At 72.0% G+C, this 18,360-nt stretch carries 21 protein-coding genes; 9 read left to right on the forward strand and 12 right to left on the reverse strand.

The window, feature by feature from the left end:
* Positions 1–323: 323 nt before the first annotated feature.
* The 3 genes from ACFYXC_RS25880 to ACFYXC_RS25890 all read left to right on the forward strand — a co-directional run bounded on the left by ACFYXC_RS25880 (position 324) and on the right by ACFYXC_RS25890 (position 2,033).
* Positions 324–1,199: an undecaprenyl-diphosphate phosphatase gene (locus ACFYXC_RS25880; protein ID WP_388920234.1), complete on the forward strand. Its 876-nt coding sequence runs from the start codon at positions 324–326 to the stop codon at positions 1,197–1,199.
* 264 nt (positions 1,200–1,463) lie between these two features.
* Positions 1,464–1,739, forward strand: a complete 276-nt coding sequence (locus ACFYXC_RS25885) for a winged helix-turn-helix transcriptional regulator (protein WP_389554227.1) — start codon at positions 1,464–1,466, stop codon at positions 1,737–1,739.
* Between the two features lie 114 nt (positions 1,740–1,853).
* Positions 1,854–2,033 (forward strand): hypothetical protein, encoded by a 180-nt coding sequence (locus ACFYXC_RS25890; protein ID WP_388920244.1) that lies wholly within the window; start codon positions 1,854–1,856, stop codon positions 2,031–2,033.
* Positions 2,034–2,165: 132 nt separating this feature from the next.
* On the opposite strand, the gene ACFYXC_RS25895 is transcribed toward ACFYXC_RS25890, so the two are convergent.
* Positions 2,166–3,020 carry an NAD(P)H-binding protein gene (locus ACFYXC_RS25895; RefSeq protein WP_389554228.1) on the reverse strand — a complete coding sequence of 285 codons (855 nt, stop codon included), beginning with the start codon at positions 3,018–3,020 and terminating at the stop codon, positions 2,166–2,168.
* Positions 3,017–3,469, reverse strand: a complete 453-nt coding sequence (locus tag ACFYXC_RS25900) for a nuclear transport factor 2 family protein (RefSeq protein ID WP_388920249.1) — start codon at positions 3,467–3,469, stop codon at positions 3,017–3,019. The genes ACFYXC_RS25895 and ACFYXC_RS25900 overlap by 4 nt, the downstream gene beginning before the upstream one ends.
* Positions 3,470–3,696: 227 nt before the next feature.
* Between ACFYXC_RS25900 and ACFYXC_RS25905 the strand changes: the two genes are divergently transcribed.
* The 3 genes from ACFYXC_RS25905 (at position 3,697) to lnt (ending at position 6,667) form a co-directional block, all read left to right on the forward strand.
* A complete protein-coding gene (locus ACFYXC_RS25905) occupies positions 3,697–4,281 on the forward strand; it encodes a TetR/AcrR family transcriptional regulator (protein WP_389554229.1) in 585 nt (194 codons plus the stop codon).
* Positions 4,282–4,367: 86 nt separating this feature from the next.
* Positions 4,368–4,850, forward strand: a complete 483-nt coding sequence (locus ACFYXC_RS25910; protein ID WP_389554230.1) for a nuclear transport factor 2 family protein — start codon at positions 4,368–4,370, stop codon at positions 4,848–4,850.
* 218 nt (positions 4,851–5,068) lie between these two features.
* Positions 5,069–6,667 (forward strand): apolipoprotein N-acyltransferase, encoded by a 1,599-nt coding sequence (lnt, locus tag ACFYXC_RS25915; protein ID WP_389554231.1) that lies wholly within the window; start codon positions 5,069–5,071, stop codon positions 6,665–6,667.
* Here the strand turns inward: lnt and ACFYXC_RS25920 are convergent.
* Complete coding sequence (locus ACFYXC_RS25920; protein WP_389554232.1) at positions 6,582–7,496, reverse strand: Gfo/Idh/MocA family protein; 915 nt, start codon at positions 7,494–7,496, stop codon at positions 6,582–6,584. The genes lnt and ACFYXC_RS25920 overlap by 86 nt on opposite strands.
* Before the next feature lie 481 nt (positions 7,497–7,977).
* Between ACFYXC_RS25920 and ACFYXC_RS25925 the strand changes: the two genes are divergently transcribed.
* Positions 7,978–8,451 carry a hypothetical protein gene (locus tag ACFYXC_RS25925; RefSeq protein WP_389554233.1) on the forward strand — a complete coding sequence of 158 codons (474 nt, stop codon included), beginning with the start codon at positions 7,978–7,980 and terminating at the stop codon, positions 8,449–8,451.
* 57 nt (positions 8,452–8,508) lie between these two features.
* On the opposite strand, the gene ACFYXC_RS25930 is transcribed toward ACFYXC_RS25925, so the two are convergent.
* From ACFYXC_RS25930 to ACFYXC_RS25960, 7 genes are all read right to left on the reverse strand, one after another.
* Positions 8,509–9,087 (reverse strand): hypothetical protein, encoded by a 579-nt coding sequence (locus ACFYXC_RS25930; protein ID WP_389554234.1) that lies wholly within the window; start codon positions 9,085–9,087, stop codon positions 8,509–8,511.
* A 195-nt stretch (positions 9,088–9,282) separates the two neighbouring features.
* Positions 9,283–9,966: a uracil-DNA glycosylase gene (gene ung, locus ACFYXC_RS25935; protein WP_388920270.1), complete on the reverse strand. Its 684-nt coding sequence runs from the start codon at positions 9,964–9,966 to the stop codon at positions 9,283–9,285.
* A 112-nt stretch (positions 9,967–10,078) separates the two neighbouring features.
* On the reverse strand, positions 10,079–11,659 hold the full coding sequence (locus ACFYXC_RS25940) for an ABC transporter substrate-binding protein (RefSeq protein ID WP_389554235.1): 1,581 nt from the start codon (positions 11,657–11,659) through the stop codon (positions 10,079–10,081).
* Between the two features lie 304 nt (positions 11,660–11,963).
* Positions 11,964–12,722 carry an SDR family oxidoreductase gene (locus ACFYXC_RS25945; protein ID WP_389554236.1) on the reverse strand — a complete coding sequence of 253 codons (759 nt, stop codon included), beginning with the start codon at positions 12,720–12,722 and terminating at the stop codon, positions 11,964–11,966.
* Positions 12,723–12,738: 16 nt separating this feature from the next.
* Positions 12,739–13,500, reverse strand: coding sequence for a 3-oxoacyl-ACP reductase FabG (gene fabG, locus ACFYXC_RS25950; RefSeq protein ID WP_388920279.1), 762 nt, complete (start codon positions 13,498–13,500; stop codon positions 12,739–12,741).
* Positions 13,501–13,765: 265 nt separating this feature from the next.
* The gene (locus ACFYXC_RS25955; RefSeq protein WP_389554237.1) at positions 13,766–14,167 is read right to left on the reverse strand and encodes a DUF3037 domain-containing protein; all 402 of its coding nucleotides are present in this window, start codon (positions 14,165–14,167) and stop codon (positions 13,766–13,768) included.
* Entirely contained in the window at positions 14,164–14,973 is an 810-nt protein-coding gene (locus tag ACFYXC_RS25960; protein WP_389554238.1) for a HipA family kinase, read from the reverse strand. The genes ACFYXC_RS25955 and ACFYXC_RS25960 overlap by 4 nt, the downstream gene beginning before the upstream one ends.
* Before the next feature lie 371 nt (positions 14,974–15,344).
* On the opposite strand from ACFYXC_RS25960, the gene ACFYXC_RS25965 reads away from it, so the two are divergent.
* A complete protein-coding gene (locus ACFYXC_RS25965; protein ID WP_389554239.1) occupies positions 15,345–15,806 on the forward strand; it encodes a Rieske (2Fe-2S) protein in 462 nt (153 codons plus the stop codon).
* Here ACFYXC_RS25965 and ACFYXC_RS25970 read toward each other — a convergent pair.
* The gene (locus ACFYXC_RS25970; RefSeq protein ID WP_389554240.1) at positions 15,793–16,443 is read right to left on the reverse strand and encodes a cysteine hydrolase; all 651 of its coding nucleotides are present in this window, start codon (positions 16,441–16,443) and stop codon (positions 15,793–15,795) included. The genes ACFYXC_RS25965 and ACFYXC_RS25970 overlap by 14 nt on opposite strands.
* 143 nt (positions 16,444–16,586) lie before the next feature.
* Here ACFYXC_RS25970 and ACFYXC_RS25975 point away from each other — a divergent pair, with 143 nt between their 5' ends.
* Positions 16,587–17,054, forward strand: a complete 468-nt coding sequence (locus ACFYXC_RS25975) for a pyridoxamine 5'-phosphate oxidase family protein (protein WP_389554241.1) — start codon at positions 16,587–16,589, stop codon at positions 17,052–17,054.
* A 376-nt stretch (positions 17,055–17,430) separates the two neighbouring features.
* Here the strand turns inward: ACFYXC_RS25975 and ACFYXC_RS25980 are convergent, their stop codons facing one another.
* Complete coding sequence (locus ACFYXC_RS25980) at positions 17,431–18,333, reverse strand: LysR family transcriptional regulator (protein ID WP_389554242.1); 903 nt, start codon at positions 18,331–18,333, stop codon at positions 17,431–17,433.
* Positions 18,334–18,360 lie beyond the last annotated feature (27 nt).

Consider the following 18,360-nt stretch of genomic DNA (forward strand, 5'->3'; position numbering starts at 1 on the left):
ATCGGACGTGGCGGCGGAGCCGGCGGACGCCCGCCCGCCAGGTGACCACGGGACGGTCCACGGGACAGCCCACGGGACGGCACACGGCGACAGCAAGCGCTTTCGCTCCTCGCGGCAACGTAAGCGGGGGCGTCGTCGCGGGTCAACACCCCCGTCACCGCACAAGACCGGCACTGGGGAGGCCCTGTCGTCGCCCGGTCGGCCGGGGACGCTACGCTGCCCCGGGCGCGCCTGATCACCGCAGACGTCAACTGTCGCAACACGGCACGTCCGCCTGCCCATTCACCCCGCTCCCGCCATCAGCACTTGGATCACGAAACTTCATGTCTTGGTTTGAATCCCTCATCCTCGGACTCGTCCAGGGGCTGACCGAGTTCCTGCCCATCTCCTCCAGCGCGCACCTGCGGCTGACCGCGGCGTTCGCGGGCTGGGAGGACCCGGGAGCGGCCTTCACGGCGATCACCCAGATCGGCACCGAGACGGCGGTGCTGATCTACTTCCGCAAGGACATCGCGAGGATCATCTCGGCCTGGTTCCGCTCGCTGACGAACAAGGCGATGCGAAGCGACCACGACGCCCAGATGGGCTGGCTGGTCATCATCGGCTCGATCCCGATCGGCGTGCTCGGCGTCACCCTCAAGGACCAGATCGAGGGGCCGTTCCGCGATCTGCGCATCACCGCGACCACCCTGATCGTGATGGGCATCATCCTGGGCGTGGCGGACCGGCTCGCGGCACGCGACGAGACGGGCGGGAAGCACAGGGCGGCGACGGAGCGCAAGACGCTCAAGGACCTGAGCGTGCGGGACGGCCTGATCTACGGCGTCTGCCAGGCCATGGCCCTCGTCCCCGGTGTGTCCCGGTCCGGCGCCACCATCAGCGGCGGTCTCCTCATGGGCTACTCCCGTGAGGCCGCGGCCCGCTACTCGTTCCTGCTCGCCATCCCGGCGGTGCTGGCCTCCGGCGCGTTCGAACTGAAGGACGCGAGTGAGGGCGGCCACGTCACCTGGGGTCCGACGATCTTCGCCACGATCATCGCCTTCCTGGTCGGCTACGCGGTCATCGCGTGGTTCATGAAGTTCATCACGACCAAGAGCTTCATGCCGTTCGTCTACTACCGCATCCTGCTCGGCATCCTCATCATCGTGCTGGTCAGCATCGGCGCGCTGAGCCCGCACGCGGCGGAGTCCGCGGGCTGACGCCCCGGTCCCGGCATGACGGAGCCGCCCGCCTGACATCCCCCGTGGCGGGCGGCCCGTGCTCGGCGTCCAGGGCTGTCTGCGCACCCGGACACGCCTGACGGTATCGGCTGGTGCCTGCGCGGGCACCCGAATAGAGCCGGGTACGACCGGGCTCCTGATCGCCGGTCACGCGGTGGGGAATTGCTTCGCCCAGGGTTCGTGCGCGATCTCCAGCCCGTTGGCGACGTACGCGGTGGTGCGGTACCAGCCGGTCGTCCTGTGATGGCCGCGCTCGACCTCCTGGGGCGGCGCTGGACCCTGCGGGTCGTCTGGGAACTCCACCAGGGCGGCGCGCCGATCGGCTTCCGCGACCTCCAGCGTCGCTGCGACGCCATGTCCTCCAGCGTGCTCTCCGCCCGGCTCGGTGACCTCCGCGAGGCGGGGATCGCCGCCCCCACGGACGAGTCGGCCTGGCACCTCACCCCGCTCGGCGAGGACCTCGTGACGGCGATGGGTCCGCTGCTCGACTGGTCACACACGTGGGCGGCACGACAGTGAGCCCCGCCCTGGCCAACTCACCGGCCCCGACGGGTTTATCGCGTGACCAACCACATACGGCGCGGGTAGTCGTCCGGTAGCGCACCGTCAGCCCTTGGCCTTACGCTGATGCGCATGTCCCCCGATTCTCCGACCACTGGTTCCGCACGGTCTGCGGCCGTGCTGAACGAGCAGATCCGAGCGTTATGGATACGCGCGGGCGGTTCCCTCTCCACGCAGGAGCGTGCCGAGTACGAACTGCTGATCGTGCAGTGGGCCGCTGCGGTACGCGACGAGATCGTCGAGGCGGCCTGAACCCCGCGGCGGAGCCGGCCGCCTGCCATCTCGCCGCCGCCGGCCGACTCACCACCGCCGACCACCCCGCCGACACCGTCGTCTCGCCCGCTCCACCCCCCTTGCCCGCACCGGTCACTCACCTCCCACCGGTCACACAGCCCGCGCCGGTCGCACAGTACGCGTCACGTGGTCGCGGAAGCTGCTCGCCGGACGCCCCGTGAGACGCAGGACCGTGTCGGTGGTGCGGTCCTCCGCCCCTCCCGCGTTGGCGCGGTCCAGGCCGGCGAGCATCGCGGCGTACTCGAGGGGCATCGAAGCGGCCAGCCGGTCCCGCATCTCCTCGTATCCCAGCGGTCGATGGACGACCGTGCGACCGGTCACCTCCGTGAGGACGGCCGCGACGTCCGTGTGACTCAGCGCCTCCGGGCCGGTGACGACCAGGTCGGTGCAGGGTGCCGGGACGTCGGTCAGGGCGTGTACGGCGACGGCCGCGATGTCGTCGGCGTCGACGAAGGCCACCCGGCCCTCCCCTGCCGCGGTCCGGACCACCCCCTCCTCCCGGATGCTGCGGGCGTGCAGATGGTCGCCGGTGAAGTTCTGCATGAACCACGACGGACGCAGCACCGCCCACTCGCCGAACAGGCCGGGCAGAGCCTCGTGCACCTGTCCGACAGCCGGGCCTCCCGCCGGGATCGCGGAGGAACTGAGCAGCACCGCACGGCGCACGCCGGCCGCCCGGGCCTGTTCCAGGAAGGGCAGCATGACATCGGCCGGCGTCGCGGAGTCCACGGGTGCGACGAGGTGGACGCGGTCCACTCCGCTCAGCGCCGACGCCCACGTCGCCGGGTCGTACCAGTCGAAACGGACGGACTCCGCGCCGTCGACGGGTGCCGCGCGTCGGCTCGCGGCCCTGACCCGGCTCCCCCGCGCGGCGAGGCGGGCCGCCACGCGGCTGCCGACGGTGCCGGTGGCCCCGAGGACGAGAGCGGCGCCGGTGGCGGTCATCGGCTGCTCCGCGTGAAGTCGGCCGCGCTGTCCTCGACGACGACGAGCGGGTTCCAGTAGTCGCGGTAGTGCGTGATGAGACCGTCGGCCACCGTCACCACGGCGATGTACGTCATGTCGAACGGAGCCCCGGTCTCGACCAGCAGCCCCACACCGCGCATCTCCACCACGATCGTCCCGGAGTCGCCGGTCTCATGGATCCGCACGTCGGGAAAGTCGTGCAGGTCGACATGGTCGGGGTAGTGGCGCATGTAGTCGGCGACGGCCTGCTTGCCCTCCAGCCGCTTCGGCCACCCCTGGGGCGCGAAGGGGAACTCCAGGACACCGCGGTCGTCCCACAGGTCGACCCAGCCCGGAATGTCCTTGTCGAGCAGCAGCCGCAGGCCGTGGCGGAACAGGTCCGCCGGACGAGGGGCCGCGTGTGCGTGCGCGGTCGTGGTGATGCTCATGGATCTCCTCCGATACGATACGGACCAGCGGTCCGCATTGACTCGACCATACGGACCGCTGGTCCGTTTACGCAACCCTCGCCCCCTGCACGCCTCGCCGCCCCCGTCAGCCCCTCGTCGCCCCGTCAGCAGTTCCTCGTCGACCCCGTCGGCTCCTCGCCGGGCCTCCGCCCCCGGCCCCCCGGCCCTCAGCCCTTCGTCAGCCACAGAACCCAGGAGGGAATCCCGTGCCAGAGCGCAAGCCCCGTGCGGACGCCGTGCGCAACCGGGAAGCCGTACTCGCCGCGGCCGACCGGCTCTTCGCCCGCAGCGACCACCCGGAACACGTGAGCATGGCGGACATCGCGGCCGAGGCGGGAGTCGGCAAAGGGACGCTCTTCCGCGGCTTCGGCGACCGCACGGGTCTGATCCACGCCCTCTTCGAGGCCCGGCTGGAACCGATCCGCCGAGCCGTCACCGACGGCCCCCGGCCCCTCGGGCCCGGCACCCCGCCGGGCGAGCGCGCCCCGGCCCTGCTGGACGCCCTCCTGTGCTTCAAGCTCGACCACCAGCACCTCTCGCTGGCGCTGGAGGAGGCCGGGACGGGCAGCCCGTACAGCGCGGGGCACTACGGCTGGTGGCACGCCACGCTCCGAGACGTCCTGACGGAGCTTCCCGGGTTCGACGACGGCGATTTCACCGCCCACGCGCTGCTGGCCGCGGTCCGCGCCGACCTCGTCGAATACCTGACCGACCGCCGCGGCACGCCCCGCGAGCGGCTCCGGGCAGAGCTGGCCGCGTTCACCGCGAGAGTCCTGGACGTCGCGCGCTGAACCGGGCGGTGATCCCCGACATCTGCACCGGTGAATGTCCTGCACACCCCCTTGGCGCGGTCTCCCCCGTGGCCAACACTGAGCCGATGACGCAGCGCGTGGAACTGGCGACGGTGATGGACCGGCTCGCGGTGGACGAGGTGGTCACCGAGTACGCGGTGGCGGTCGACGACGGGGACTGGAGGGCGTACCGGCGGCTGTTCACGCCGGAGGGACGGGCGGACTACCGGTCCGCGGGCGGGATCGAGGGAGACGCCGGGCGGATCGCCGGATGGCTGTCGCAGACCTTGGCCCTGTTCCCGATGCGGCAGCACCTGATCGTCAACCGGCGGGTGCGCTTCGGCCTGCTGGAGCAGGACACCGGCGACACCGCACGGGTGCAGGCCGACTACGTCAACCCCATGCGCTTCGCGGGGCACGACGGCGGCTCCACCGAGCCCGATCTCGTGTGCGGCGGCCGGTACGCCTTCGGACTGCTGCGGACGGACGAGGGCTGGCGCCTGAGTGAGGTGGTCGTGCACGAGAAGTGGCGCCGGGGCGCGCAGCGGCAGGAACCCGTCACCACCTGAGCGGGGCCGCCCGGCCGGAGGTTCCGCCCGGCCGGAGGTTCCGCCCCGCCGGAGGTTCCGCCCTGCCGGAGGTTCCGCCCTGCCGGTGGCTGCGCCAGGTCCTGCGGTCCGGCGCCTCCGCGCGCGCCCGGCCGGGCCGGGCCCCCTTATGTAGATCGTCCCGGGGTACGCACACTGGAGGCACGCACCGTGCTCCGGGGGGCCGAGGGAGGCGCTGGATGAACCTGTCCGCCACTGACGGGCGCCCACGTCCCGCCTCTCCGTGGCGGCGCGGCGCGGCAGCCGTCCTCGCCGGTGCGCTGCCGATGCTGAGTTTCCCGGCGCCCTCCCTGTGGTGGTTCGCGTACGTCGCGCTGGTGCCGTGGATCCTGCTCGTGCGCTCGGCTCCGACGGGGCGCCGGGCGGCGTTCGACGGCTGGCTCGGCGGGCTCGGCTTCATGCTGGCCGTGCACCACTGGCTGCTGCCGAGCCTCCATGTCTTCACCGTCGTGCTGGCGGCGCTGCTGGGCGCGCTCTGGGCTCCCTGGGGCCTGCTGGTGCGCTGGTTCCTGTCCGGTGTGCCCTCGCCGAGCCGGGTGGTCGCCGCTCTGTTCGTGCTGCCCTCCGGCTGGCTCATGGTCGAACTGGTGCGCTCCTGGGAGGGGTTGGGCGGGCCCTGGGGCGTGCTCGGGTCGAGCCAGTGGGACGTGGAGCCCGCGCTGCGGCTCGCCTCGGTCGGCGGAGTGTGGCTGCTCAGCTTCCTGCTCGTCGGGGTGAACGTGGCGGTCGCCCTGCTCGTGGCCGTGCGGTCGTCCCGCGTCCCCGCCGTCGCCGGGCTCGTCGCGACGGCCGCGGCCACCTCGGCGGTCTGGTTCTGGTCGCCGCGCCCGCAGGACGACGGCGACCGGGCCCGGATCGCCGTCGTGCAGCCCGGCGTGATAAACGGCGTCGGCAGCCCCGGCAAGCGGTTCGCGCGCGAGGAGGCGCTCACCCGGGAGCTGGCCGGACAGGACCTCGACCTCGTGGTGTGGGGCGAGAGCAGTGTCGGCTTCGACCTCGCCGGCCGCCCCGACCTGGCGGACCGGCTCGCCGCGCTCTCCCGCGAGGTCGGCGCGGACATCATGGTCAACGTGGACGCGCGCCGCTCGGACGTGCCGGGGATATACAAGAGCTCTGTGCTCGTGGGTCCGCGGGGTCCGACCGGTGACCGCTACGACAAGATGCGGCTCGTGCCGTTCGGTGAGTACGTCCCGGCCCGTTCGCTCCTCGGCTGGGCCACCTCCGTGGGCAAGGCGGCGGGCGAGGACCGCAGACGCGGCACCGAGCAGGTGGTGATGACCGTCGGCGACGGTCTGCGGGTGGGCCCGATGGTCTGCTTCGAGTCGGCGTTCCCCGACATCAGCCGGCATCTCGCGCGGGACGGCGCCGAGGTGCTCCTCGCGCAGTCGTCGACCTCGTCGTTCCAGAGCAGTTGGGCTCCCGAGCAGCACGCGTCGCTCGCGGCGCTGCGGGCCGCCGAGACGGGCCGGCCGATGGTGCACGCGACGCTCACCGGCGTCTCGGCGGTCCACGGTCCGGACGGCGGGCGCGTCGGCTCCTGGCTCGGCACCGACGCGAGCGCGTCCGCCGTGTACGACGTGCCGCTGGCGCACGGTGCCACCCCGTACGCGCGCTTCGGCGCCTGGCCGCTGCACGCCGCCCTGCTGATCCTGGCCGCCCTCGCCGCCACCGCGGGCGTACGGTCGCTGCGGCTCAGGCGGCTCGGGCGGAGCGCTCCGTCACCTCGCGCACCACACGCTCACACAGCTCATGGGTCGCCAGCGCGTCCCGGGCGCTGAGGACCTTGCCCGCGCGGACGGCGTCGAGGAAGGCGAGCACGGCCTGCTCGATGCCGCGCTGGCGGGCCACCGGCACCCAGTCGCCGCGCCGCCGTACCGTCGGCTGCCCCTTGTGGTCGACGATCTCGGCGAGGTTGATCACCTGACGCTTGGTGTCCTGCCCGGAAACCTCCAGGATCTCCTCGGCCGAGCCGCTGAGCCGGTTCATCACGCCGAGCGCCGTGAACCCGTCCCCGGCCAGCTGCAGCACGACGTGGTGGAGGAGCCCGTCCTCGACGCGGGCCCGCACGGTCACGTCGTCGACCGGTCCGGGGACCAGGAACCGCAGGGTGTCCACGACGTGGATGAAGTCGTCGAGGATCATCGTGCGGGGCTCTTCCGGCAGGCCGACGCGGTTCTTCTGCATCAGGATCAGCTCACGCGGGTGCTCGACGCACTGCGCGTACCCGGGTGCGTACCTCCGGTTGAAGCCGACCGCCAGGCCGGTCCCCCGCTCCTCCGCGAGCCGCACCAGCCGTTCGGAGTCCGCGAGTTCGTACGCCAGCGGCTTGTCTACGTACGTGGCGACGCCCGCTTCGAGCAGCCGGGTCACGATCTCGGGGTGCGCGTGCGTGGGCGCGTGCACGAACGCCGCGTCCAGGTCCTGCGCGAGCAGGCCGGAGAGGTCCGTGTGCCGCTGCCCGGCCGGGACACGCAGACTGTCGGCGACCCTGGTGAGCGTCGCCGGTGTCCGCGTGTGCAGATGCAGTTCGAGTCCCGGGCGGGTGGCGAGCACCGGCAGGTACGCCTTGAGCGCGATGTCGCCGAGTCCGATGCAGCCGACCTTCACGGGGATCTCCTCCGAGGGAGTACGAGGGGGTGACGCGGATGCACGGCACGCGTGCGTGCGTCTCGCCGGAAGCATACGGCGACCACGCCGACCGCCGGCCGACGATCCCGCCGGAACCGCACAGGACGGAGGCCGGTCCGGCCTCAGCTCAGGGAGCACAGTGCTCCCGGCACCGCGCGCGGCTGGCCGGGGCCAGCCCACCAACTCCCCACATCACGTGCGATCGACCGGGACCGGCCCACCGGCTCCCGGCAGCACGTGCGACCGACCGGGACCAGCCCACCGGCTCCCGGCAGCACGTGCAGCCGGACAGGACCGGCCCGCCAACCTTCCGCATCACGTGCGACGGACCGGGACCAGCCCGCCAACTCCCGGCATCTCGTGCGGCCGGACAGGGCCGGGCCGTTGGCTGTTCACCCGTGCGGGGCACATCTTGTCCGTCCGCGCCCCACGTCGGGCCCGGCACAGCAGAGTTGCGCGCGTGCATCGAACCGCGACCACCGCAACACTCCTGGTCACCGTGGCCGTCTCGGCCGTCTCGGGCTGTATGACCGTCCAAGGACCACCGCCGCCCGGCCCGTCGTCACCACCACCGCCGCCGGCGTCGGAGCCGCGCCCGGGCGGCGGGATCGCACCGCAGGTCATGCAGGCCCCGGCCCGCGAGGCGCTGGAGCACGTCGGCCCGCCCCGCCGCCCCACCGCACCCACGACACCCGCGCCGGCCCGTACCGCCCCCGCCGGCCCGGTCGCGGGCCCGGCGGATCCGCCGCGGCGCGCTCCCGCCGAACCGCCCCGTCGCCGGGAGCCCCGGCGGCCCGAACACCGCGCCGTCCCGCGACCGCCCGCGGCCGTACCCCCGGCGGGCCCGGACGTGTGTGCCCTGGGCCGGGCCTACGGCGGATGGAAGGCGGGCAGTCCGGAGGCAGCCATCTGCGAGGACGTCTACGGCCGGTGACGCCCGGTGCGGGCCGCCGATCCCCAGCCGCGTGGCCCCCCGGACCTGCCAGGACTGTCAGGAGCGGGGGCGCGGCGGTCCCAGTGTCTCCCCGCCCGGTCCGCCCCGCCCGCCCGGTCCTCTCCCCTGTCCGGGCGTGGGTTCGGGGGTCCCACCCGGACCCTCCTCGTCGAGCCGCGACTCCAGGTGGCCGATGCCGGCCCGGATCCCGTCGCCGTAGGCGTCGTCGCCGAGGACACCGACGCTGTCCCGCGCCACACCCAGGTGGCCCCGCGCCGCCTCGGCGCGGCCGAGCTTCACGTAGTCGGCGGCGAGGTTCAGATGCAGGGACGGGTAGAAGGCCCGCACCGCGAGGGACTGGTGGTGCTCCTCGACCCGGGCGTCCGTTAGCTCGTCCGCCGCCGACAGGGCCCGCAGGTCCCAGGCCAGTTCGTCCGAGGGGTCGTCCTGCGCGTCGGCCATGAAGTGCGCGAGCGTGCAGCGGTGCAGCGCGTCGCCGTCCTCGCCGATCTCCGCCCACAGGTCCAGGAAGCGGCCCCGGGCCTCCTCGCGGTCGCCGCCGTGGAGGAGCATGATGACCTGCCCGATCCGGGTCATCACCGCGTCCGCCGCCGCCTGTTCCTGTCGCTCCGCCACCGCGTCGCCCTCCGCCCGCTCGTCCGCCGGCCGACGCGCCCGCGCCTGCCGCTGCCACCTCTCCCGACGCTAACGGCAGGCACCGACAAACCGGCTCAGGCGGCCCCGTACGCCACTGGGCCACCCCGGTGACGGACCGGACCGGCCGCCGGGAACGTCACGCGGCGGGTCCCGGGGCCGGTCTGCCGGAAGGCGTCAGCCGAGGTCCGGGATCCGCCAGTCGATCGGCTCGTGCCCCTGCTCGGCGACCGCCGCGTCGATCTGGGTGAAGGGACGCGAGCCGAAGAACTTCTTCGCGGACAGCGGCGAGGGGTGGGCGCCCTTCACCACGATGTGCCGCTCCTCGTCGATGAGCGGGAGCTTCTTCTGCGCGTAGTTGCCCCACAGCACGAAGACCGCCGGGTCGGGCCGGTCGGCCACGGCCCGGATCACCGCGTCCGTGAACTTCTCCCAGCCCTTGCCCTTGTGCGAGTTCGCCTCACCGGCACGGACCGTCAGCACCGCGTTGAGCAGCAGGACACCCTGCTCGGCCCACGGCATCAGATAGCCGTTGTCCGGCACGGGGTGGCCGAGCTCCTCCTTCATCTCCTTGTAGATGTTCCGCAGGGAGGGCGGTGTCTTCACACCGGGGCGGACCGAGAAGCACAGGCCGTGGCCCTGGCCCTCGCCGTGGTACGGGTCCTGACCGAGGACGAGCACCTTCACCCGCTCGTACGGAGTCGCGTCGAGTGCCGCGAAGACCTCGTCGCGGGGCGGGTAGACGGGCCCCTTCGCACGCTCCTCCTCGACGAACTCGGTGAGCTCCTTGAAGTAAGGCTTCTGCAGCTCTTCGCCCAGGACGCCGCGCCAGGACTCGGGCAGCATGGCGGTGTCGGTCACGTGAACTTCCTTAACAGTGCGGTCTTTTCCGGTCCACAGAACCTACCGCCGCCCACTGACAATCGGACCGGCTCCCACCGCGCCCCGGACCGTTCCGCCGCCCGGCTCGCCGCTACCAGCTGGTCTTGCGGGCCAGCTCCCACACCAGCATGATCGTCGACGGGTCGATGGAGCGCTCCACGCCGGAGATCTCCTCGCTGGCGGCGACGTACTGCTTGCCCTGCCACAGCGGCAGCAGCCGGGCGTCGTCGACGAGGATGTCCTGGGCCTTCTCGAACTGCTCGACGACCTCGCCACGGTCGCTCACCCGGCGCGACTCGGGCAGCAGCACGTCCGTGATGCGGGGGGACTTGTACGGCGTACCGAGGGCGTTCTGCTCGCCCACGAACGGCGCGATGAAGTTCTCGGCGTCCGGGAAGTCGGGGAACCAGCCACGGCCGAACACGGGGTACTCGCCCTTGCGGTAGCCCGCCTCGTACGTCTTCCAGGGACGGCCCTTGACGGTGACGCTGAACAGTCCCGTCTCGTTGAGCTGCCGCCTGAGTTCCTCGAACTCCGGCCTGGTCGTGGAGCCGTACCGGTCCGTCGTGTACCAGAGGGTGAGCGGCACGCGCTCGGCGATGCCCGCCTCCAGGAGGATCTGCCGGGCCTTGGACGTGCTGGGGCTGCCGTAGTCGTCGAAGAAGCCCGTGGTGTGGCCGGCCAGTCCGCGCGGGACCATGGAGTACAGCGGCTCGACCGTGTCCTTGTAGATGTTGTGGGCGATGGCCGGCCGGTCGACGACCTGGGCGACGGCCTTGCGGACCGCGGCCTTGTCCGCCCACGGGTCCTTCGGGTTGAAGACCAGGTAGCGGATCTCCGTGCCCGCGCCCTCCACGAGCTGGATCTCGTCCTTGCCCCGCCGTTCCTCCAGGTCGACGATGTCCTTGGCCGCGAGCCCCCGGAGGGTGACGTCGATCTTCCGGTCCTTCAGCGCGGCGACCATCTCGTCCGAGTCCTGGAAGTACCGGATGGTGACGGCGCCGTTCTTGCGCTCGGCGAAGCCCTTGTACTTGTCGTTGCGGACGAGCCGGGCCTCCTGTCCCTCCTCGTAGGAGTCCAGGCCGTACGGTCCCGAGCCGGTGACCTTGCCGTCCTCGCGCAGGGCGTCGGCCGGGTACTCCTCGGGGTCGACGATCGACATCGCCGGTGTGGCGAGCACGAACGGGAAGGTGGCGTCCGGCTTGTTGAGGCGGAAGACGACTTCGCGGTCGCCCTTCGTGTCGACCCGCTCCAGGCTGCCGAGCAGCCCCGCGGGACCGCCGTCCACGGCGATCTTCCGGATGCGGTCGATGGAGTGCTTGACCGCCGCGGCGTCGAGTCCGTGCCCGTCGGAGAAGGACAGTCCCTCGCGCAGTGTGCAGCTGTAGGTGCGGTGGGAGTCGTCGGTGAAGCGGCAGCTCTCGGCGGCGTCCGGTTCCGGCGCGGACGCGCCGACGGGGTAGCTCAGGAGCGTCTGGTAGATGTTGCGGAACAGCTCCCAGGAGCCGTCCCACGACGCGGCGGGGTCCAGGGTGCTGGGTGCGCTGGTCGTGCCCACGACGATCGGCCCCTCGTCCTCGGACGTGTCCGAGGAGAGCACTCCGCACCCCGTCACCAGGGAGAGGGAGGCGATCGCGGACAGGTGCCGCAGAGACCGGTTGGGCTTGAACACGCGCACGCTCCTCGATGAGCCCCGCCAAGGTGGGCAGGACCATATCGCAGTGCCCCGCCGGCCGACCTCCGTCGACGGCGGGGCACTTGACGTGCGTGAACATCATCTGTTCGATTTTTTTCGGCTCTGCGTCTGTTGTTTGGAATCTGTGCGGAACATATCCGTCAACGGTGCGAATTGTCCGCGCGGACATCCCGTGAAATCCCGTGTACGACACAGTGTTTGAAACGCCGGATTTGTTGTCGGAACGTGGCGTTCCGGCACCCGGACCGCTCGGGCACCCCGGTCGGCGGCCACACTCCGGTCAGGACACGCCGGCGTTGAGGAAGATGCCGCCGTCGACCACGAGCGTCTGCCCGGTGATCCAGTCCGACTGCTCCGAGGTGAGGAAGGCGGCGGCGCCCCCGATGTCCGACGGCACGCCGAGCCTGCCGAGCGGGTAGCCCGCGGCCGCCTCCGCCTCGCGGCCCTCGTACAGGGCCTCCGCGAACTTGGTCTTGACCACCGCGGGCGCGATCGAGTTGACCCGCACCAGAGGCGCGAACTCGTGCGCCAGCTGCAGGGTCAGGTTGATCATGGCGGCCTTGCTCATGCCGTACGCCCCGATGAACGGCGAGGCCGAGACGCCCGCCAGCGAGGCGATGTTGACGATCGCACCGCCGTTCGCGCCCTGCCACGCCTTCCAGGTCTGCTGGGCGAAGCCGAGCGCCGAGATCACGTTGGTCTCGAAGACCTTCCGTGCCACGTTGAGGTCGAGGTCGGCCATCGGCCCGAACACCGGGTTCGTACCGGCGTTGTTGACCAGGTGGTCGACGCGGCCGAACACCTCCATGGTGCGCTCGACGGCGACGGCCTGGTGGGCCTCGTCGTGGGCCTTGCCCGCGACCCCGATGACACGGTCGGCGCCGAGCCGCTCGACGGCCTCCTTGAGCGCCTCCTCGTTGCGGCCGGTGATGCACACCCGGTCGCCGCGGGCGAGCAGCGCCTCGGCGACGCCGTAGCCGATGCCGCGGCTGGCGCCGGTGACGAGGGCGACCTTGCCCGAGAGTTCCACAGTGGTCATGTGCCTGTCCCCAGTCCTAGTTGAGCGGTCCGCCGGCCACGTACAGCACCTGGCCGGAGACGAAGCCCGCGTCCTCGCCGGTGAAGAAGGCGATCGCGTTGGCGATGTCGTCCGGGTTGCCGACGCGCTGGACGGGGATCTGGGTGGCGGCCGCGGCCTGGAACTCCTCGAAGCCCATACCGACCCGCTCGGCGGTGGCGGCGGTCATGTCGGTCACGATGAAGCCGGGTGCCACGGCGTTCGCGGTGACGCCGAACTTGCCGAGCTCGAACGCGAGGGTCTTGGTGAAGCCCTGCAGACCGGCCTTGGCGGCGGAGTAGTTGACCTGACCGCGGTTGCCGAGCGCGGAGGACGAGGAGAGGTTGACGACCCGGCCGAACTTGGCCTCCACCATGTACTTCTGGACGGCGCGCGTCATCAGGAAGGAGCCGCGCAGGTGCACGTTCAGGACCGTGTCCCAGTCGGACGCGCTCATCTTGAACAGCAGGTTGTCGCGGAGCACGCCCGCGTTGTTCACCAGGATCGTCGGCGCCCCGAGCTCCTGGGCGACCCGCGCCACGGCGGCCTCGACCTGCGCCTCGTCGGAGACGTCGCAGCCCACCGCGACCGCCTTGCCACCGGCGGCGGTGATCTTCTCCACGGTGTCCTTGCACGCGGCCTCGTCGAGGTCGATCACCGCGACGGCACGGCCTTCGGCGGCCAGTCGTACGGCGGTCGCGGCGCCGATGCCGCGCGCGGCACCGGTGACTACGGCGACGCGCTGCTCAGTGGTGGACATTGCTGGTTCTCCTCGCCCTTGGGGGAAGCCCTTGAAAGACCGGACCTGCGGCTCTCACGGTACGCCCCACTGGTGAGCGACCGCTTAGTACCTTCAGCAGACGAGACGCTAGAAGCCTTGGCACCCAGTGTCAACGGCAAGCCCTGGCATGTGATCCATCACCCTGCCGACAAGTGATCCACCAGGGCGTTTCTTTCGGATCAGGCCGGATCGGCCCGGGCCCGTGCCGGGCGCCGCGGACCCGGGCCGACCCAGAAGAAACGGCCTAGGTGACCAGCAGGTCGAGCAATCGCGCCGTCTCGGCCACAGGATCGGTCGTGAGGCCGGTGTGGACGGGGCCCGGCTGCACGACCGTGGAGCGGGGTGCGATCAGCCAGCGGAAGCGCCGCCCGGCGTCGTCGCCCGCGGCCTGCCCGGCCGCCGCGCCCCCGGCACAGACGCCCTCGACGGCCCGCAGGGCGGCCCGTACGCCCGCCACGTCCGCCGCCGGGTCGAGGGCCCGCAGCCTGCTCTCGTCGAGCTGGACGCGAGCGGCCACGTAGGAGTGCGCGCGGCAGTACACGAGCACTCCGGCGTTGACGAACTCCCCGCGTTCGACGCGTGGCACGACGCGCAGCACCGCGTACTCGTAGACGACGCGGCCGTCCCGGCCGTCGCGCTCGTTCACTTCGTCCCCTTCCGGATGCCCTGGATGTTCTGGACGTCCTGATTTTCCTGAGTGTCCTCGATGCGGATGCGCTCGTGGACGGTGGCGGCGCGGGCGAGGAGCGGCTCCGCGTACGCACGCCGCAGCGCGTCGGGCGAGTCGAACCCCGGCTCGTCCCGCAGCCACTCCTCCGGGATCGCGGCGGTCACCTCGGCGAGCAGGTCCGGCGTGACACGCGGGCCCAACTCCTCCGCGGCGGCACGGATGTCGGGCCCGAAGGGGGCGAGCGCGTGGTCGGCGGCGTCGTACGGACGGGCCGCCGAAGCCCGGGCACCGGGCCAGTTGTGGTGCCAGATCATGGTGGCTCCGTGGTCGATGAGCCACAGGTCACCGTCCCGGACCAGCATGTTGGGGTTCCGCCACGACCGGTCGACGTTGTTGATCAGGGCGTCGAACCAGACGACCTTCCCGGCCTCCTCCGGGCTCACCCGGTGGGCGAGGGCGTCGAAGCCGACAGCCCGGGAGAGGAAGTCCATCCCGAGGTTCAGCCCGCCGCTCGCCTTGAGCAACTCCTGAACCTCCTGGTCCGGTTCGCCGAGTCCGATGACCGGATCGAGTCCGATGGTGACCAGTCCCGGCACCCGCAGGCCCAGCCGACGGGCGAGTTCACCACAGACGACCTCCGCGACGAGGGTCTTGCGCCCCTGCCCCGCGCCGGTGAACTTCATGACGTACATGCCGAGATCGTCCGCCTCGACCAGTCCCGGCAGCGAGCCGCCCTCACGCAGGGGCGTGATGTAGCGGGTCGCGCTGACTTCCTTGAGCATCGCCCCAGGTTACTGGGGCGTTCCCGGCCGCCGATGCGGCGCTTCCCGCCCGTCCGGACTCGTCCGGACGAATCCGTCCGCGGAAGCCGTCCGCATGACGCCGGCTGATGCCGGTGATCGAGGACCCTGTACGACACGTACTGGAAGGAGCGGCACCCGGGACACCCGGATGTGCGGCCGGACCACTACGATCACTGCTCTCCGGTGACGCACGCACCCAGGCTCACGCGTCCCCTGCGTCATCAAGAAGTCGCTGGATATCCGGACACCCTGAACCATGCGGGTGACGTGCCCGTACCCCTTGTCGAATAGACGCACATTCAAGTAAACGCACATCCGCACACTGCACATCTGTGGAAGGGACCGCCACTATGTCCAGCGAATCGCTCCAGCCCGCACCGGCACTCTGTCGTCGTACCCTCCTGGCGGGGCTGGGCGCGGCCGGTATCGCCGCCGCGCTGACCGCGTGCGGGGGTTCCGACGATTCGTCGTCCGGCTCCTCGGACACGTCGTCCGGCTCCGACGCCTCCTCCGGTTCCGCCGGCGGCGCGGCGTTGGCCAAGACCACCGACATCCCGGAGGGCGGGGGCAAGGTCTTCGCCGACGAGGGCGTGGTCGTCACCCAGCCGGCGGCCGGTGAGTTCAAGGCGTTCTCGACGGTGTGCCCGCACCAGAAGCAGCGGGTGAACAGCGTGGACAACGGCCTCATCACCTGCCCCGCGCACGGCAGCCAGTTCAGCGTCACGGACGGCGGCGTCAAGAAGGGACCCGCGACCAGCGGACTGACCGCCGCCAAGATCACCGTGACCGGGGACTCGATCACGCTCGCCTGACCTGGCGGGGCCGCTGCCAGCAGGACAGCACGTCGTCCGTGGTGGTGACGGTGGCCACCAGGGCGAGCGTGTTGCGGATCATCGCGGGGGTGTAGTCCGAGGGCACGCCCGCGATGGCGTCCCCGGGGACCACGGCCGTGTAGCCGTGGTTCACGGCGTCGAACACGGTGTTGGGCACGGCCACGTTGGCGGAGACCCCGGTCACGACGAGCGTGCGGCAGCCCAGGTTGCGCAGCAGTGCGTCGACGTCGGTGCCCGTGAGGGGCGAGAGTCCGTGCAGGCGGCGTACGACGAGGTCCTCCGCGGCGACCTCGACGGGCGGTGCGACACGGACTGCGGTACTGCCCACCAGCTGCCGCACGGGCAGGCGTTCGGCCGCGCGGAACAGCCGGGCGTTGTGGTTCGCGCCGCGGCCGTCGGGACGGCGCTCGGCGATCGCGTGCATCACCTGTACGCCGCTCCCGTGGGCCGCGGCCACGAGGCGGGCGACCCGGTCCAGCACGCCCGACGCGCGGACCTCGCGAGCGAGTTCCGGCAGCGCGCTGTCCGGCCCGACGACTCCCTGCTGGCACTCGACGGTCAGCAGCACCGTGGTCGCGGGGTCGAGGAGTTCCCTGAGCTCTTCGTACGAGGGCATGGCGTCCCCTGTCGCGGGCGGCGGTGGCGGGCGAGCGTAGCCACCATTGCGCGCGGACGGAAGACGACCCATGATTTCCTGACGTGACGTCAGGCCCGGCACCGGTGCCGACGTCGGAGGACAGTGCGGAGAAGGGGACGTGTATGGCCGCCACGCAGCGCCGGGGCCGGAAGATCATGATGACGCCCGAGGAGCTGGACGAGTTCCTGACCACCCAGCGCACCTGCCGGGTGGCGACCGTCTCCGCGGACGGCGCCCCGCACGTCAGCACCCTCTGGTTCGCCTGGGACGGCAAGTCCCTCTGGCTGTACTCGATCACGCGCAGCAAGCGCTGGGCCGACCTGCGCCGCGATCCCCGGGTGGCCGTCGTCGTCGATACGGGCGAGGAGTACGGCGAGCTGCGGGGCGTCGAGCTGTCGGGCTCGGTCGAGGTCGTCGGCGAGGTGCCGCGCACGGGCGAGCCGTGCCCCGAACTCGACGCCGTGGAGCGGCTGTTCGCCCGGAAGAACTTCGGAATCGAGGAGTTGCCGCACGACGGCAGGCACGCCTGGCTGCGGCTCACGCCGGAGGCGACGGCTTCGTGGGACTTCCGCAAACTCGCCGCGCTGTGACGGTTAGGGCCGGGTGCGCGGCCCGGCCGCGCACCCGGCCCGGCACCGCCGGGGCGCACCCTCGCCCCGCACCGCCGGAGACCGCCGGTGGACGGCCCGGCCGCACCCTCGTCTCGGCACCGCCGGGGCGCACCCTCGGCCCCGCACCGCCGGTGGACGGCCCGGTCGCGCCCCCGGCCCCGCGCCGCCGGGGCGCAGGCGCACCCTCGGCCCCGCACCGCCGGGGACCGCCGGTGGGCGGCCCGGCCGCACCCCGTCTCGGCACAGCCGGGCACCGCCGGTGGGCGGCCCGGCCGCACCCCCGGCCCCGCGCCGCCGGGGCGCAGGCGCACCCTCGGCCCCGCACCGCCGGGGACCGCCCGCTCCGCCGGCCCCGTCAGCCGAGCGCCGAGCCCGCCGTCCGCAGTGCGTCCGCCACCGCGCGGATCGACGGGCGGCGGTCGGCGTCCGCCCGCCACACCGCGTAGACATGCCTGGTGACCCGGTGCCGAACCGGGACCGTCCGCACACCGGCCGGCAGCGGGCCGCGTCCGAGTCTCGGCGCGACGCACACGCCGAACCCCGCCGCGACCAGCGCGAGCTGGGTGTGGTGCTCCTCCGCGCGGTGGGCGATCACCGGCTCGATCCCCTTGCCCCGCAGGGTGAAGAGCAGCCACTCGTGACAGAACTCGCCCTCCTCCCAGGCGATCCACTCGTCGTCGGCGAAGTCCTCCAGGTCCACCTCCGCACGGTCCGCGAGACGGTGTCCCGCGGGCATCGCCACATCGGTGGGGTCGTCGAGCAGCGAGGTCTTGACCAGCCCCTCGGGCATGGGCAGCGGCTTGTTGTACCAGTCGAGGACGACCGCCAGATCGATGTCACCGCGCAGCACCCCGGCGACCGCGGCCTCCGGCTCCGACTCGCGTGAGCGGACGCGCAGCCCGGGATGCTCGGCGCGCAGCGCGGACAGGGCGGCGGGGAACAGCCCGCGCGCCGCCGTGGGGAACGCGGACAGCCGCAGCTCCCCCACCACCTGTCCGCGCTGCGCCTCCAGGTCGGACTGGGCGAGCTCGACCTGGGACAGGATGCGCGCGGCATGGTCGGCGAGCAGCCGCCCGGCGTCGGTGAGCCGCACTCCCCGCCCGTTCTTCGCGAGCAGTTGCTGACCCACCTCCCGCTCCAGTTTGGACATCTGCTGGGAGACCGCCGACGTCGTCACATGCAGTCCGTCGGCCGCGCCGCTCACCGAGCCGTGGCGGGCGAGGGCGTCGAGGGTGCGCAGACGCTCCAGATTCAACATGTAAGCGATACTACGAGATACCGGTCG

Origin of the sequence: Streptomyces sp. NPDC002701 (assembly GCF_042889045.1) — a bacterium.
Classification (GTDB): domain Bacteria; phylum Actinomycetota; class Actinomycetes; order Streptomycetales; family Streptomycetaceae; genus Streptomyces.

Coding starts and splice junctions, on each gene's coding strand:
- ACFYXC_RS25975 (WP_389554241.1), top strand. CDS start 16,587: ATGGCCGCCACGCAGCGCCGGGGCCGGAAGATCATGATGACGCCCGAG.
- ACFYXC_RS25960 (WP_389554238.1), bottom strand. CDS start 14,973: ATGCTCAAGGAAGTCAGCGCGACCCGCTACATCACGCCCCTGCGTGAG.
- fabG (WP_388920279.1), bottom strand. CDS start 13,500: ATGTCCACCACTGAGCAGCGCGTCGCCGTAGTCACCGGTGCCGCGCGC.
- ACFYXC_RS25900 (WP_388920249.1), bottom strand. CDS start 3,469: ATGAGCATCACCACGACCGCGCACGCACACGCGGCCCCTCGTCCGGCG.
- ACFYXC_RS25970 (WP_389554240.1), bottom strand. CDS start 16,443: ATGCCCTCGTACGAAGAGCTCAGGGAACTCCTCGACCCCGCGACCACG.
- ACFYXC_RS25885 (WP_389554227.1), top strand. CDS start 1,464: ATGGCCGCGCTCGACCTCCTGGGGCGGCGCTGGACCCTGCGGGTCGTC.
- ACFYXC_RS25980 (WP_389554242.1), bottom strand. CDS start 18,333: ATGTTGAATCTGGAGCGTCTGCGCACCCTCGACGCCCTCGCCCGCCAC.
- ACFYXC_RS25890 (WP_388920244.1), top strand. CDS start 1,854: ATGTCCCCCGATTCTCCGACCACTGGTTCCGCACGGTCTGCGGCCGTG.
- ACFYXC_RS25910 (WP_389554230.1), top strand. CDS start 4,368: ATGACGCAGCGCGTGGAACTGGCGACGGTGATGGACCGGCTCGCGGTG.
- ACFYXC_RS25895 (WP_389554228.1), bottom strand. CDS start 3,020: ATGACCGCCACCGGCGCCGCTCTCGTCCTCGGGGCCACCGGCACCGTC.
- lnt (WP_389554231.1), top strand. CDS start 5,069: ATGAACCTGTCCGCCACTGACGGGCGCCCACGTCCCGCCTCTCCGTGG.
- ACFYXC_RS25880 (WP_388920234.1), top strand. CDS start 324: ATGTCTTGGTTTGAATCCCTCATCCTCGGACTCGTCCAGGGGCTGACC.
- ACFYXC_RS25945 (WP_389554236.1), bottom strand. CDS start 12,722: ATGACCACTGTGGAACTCTCGGGCAAGGTCGCCCTCGTCACCGGCGCC.
- ACFYXC_RS25965 (WP_389554239.1), top strand. CDS start 15,345: ATGTCCAGCGAATCGCTCCAGCCCGCACCGGCACTCTGTCGTCGTACC.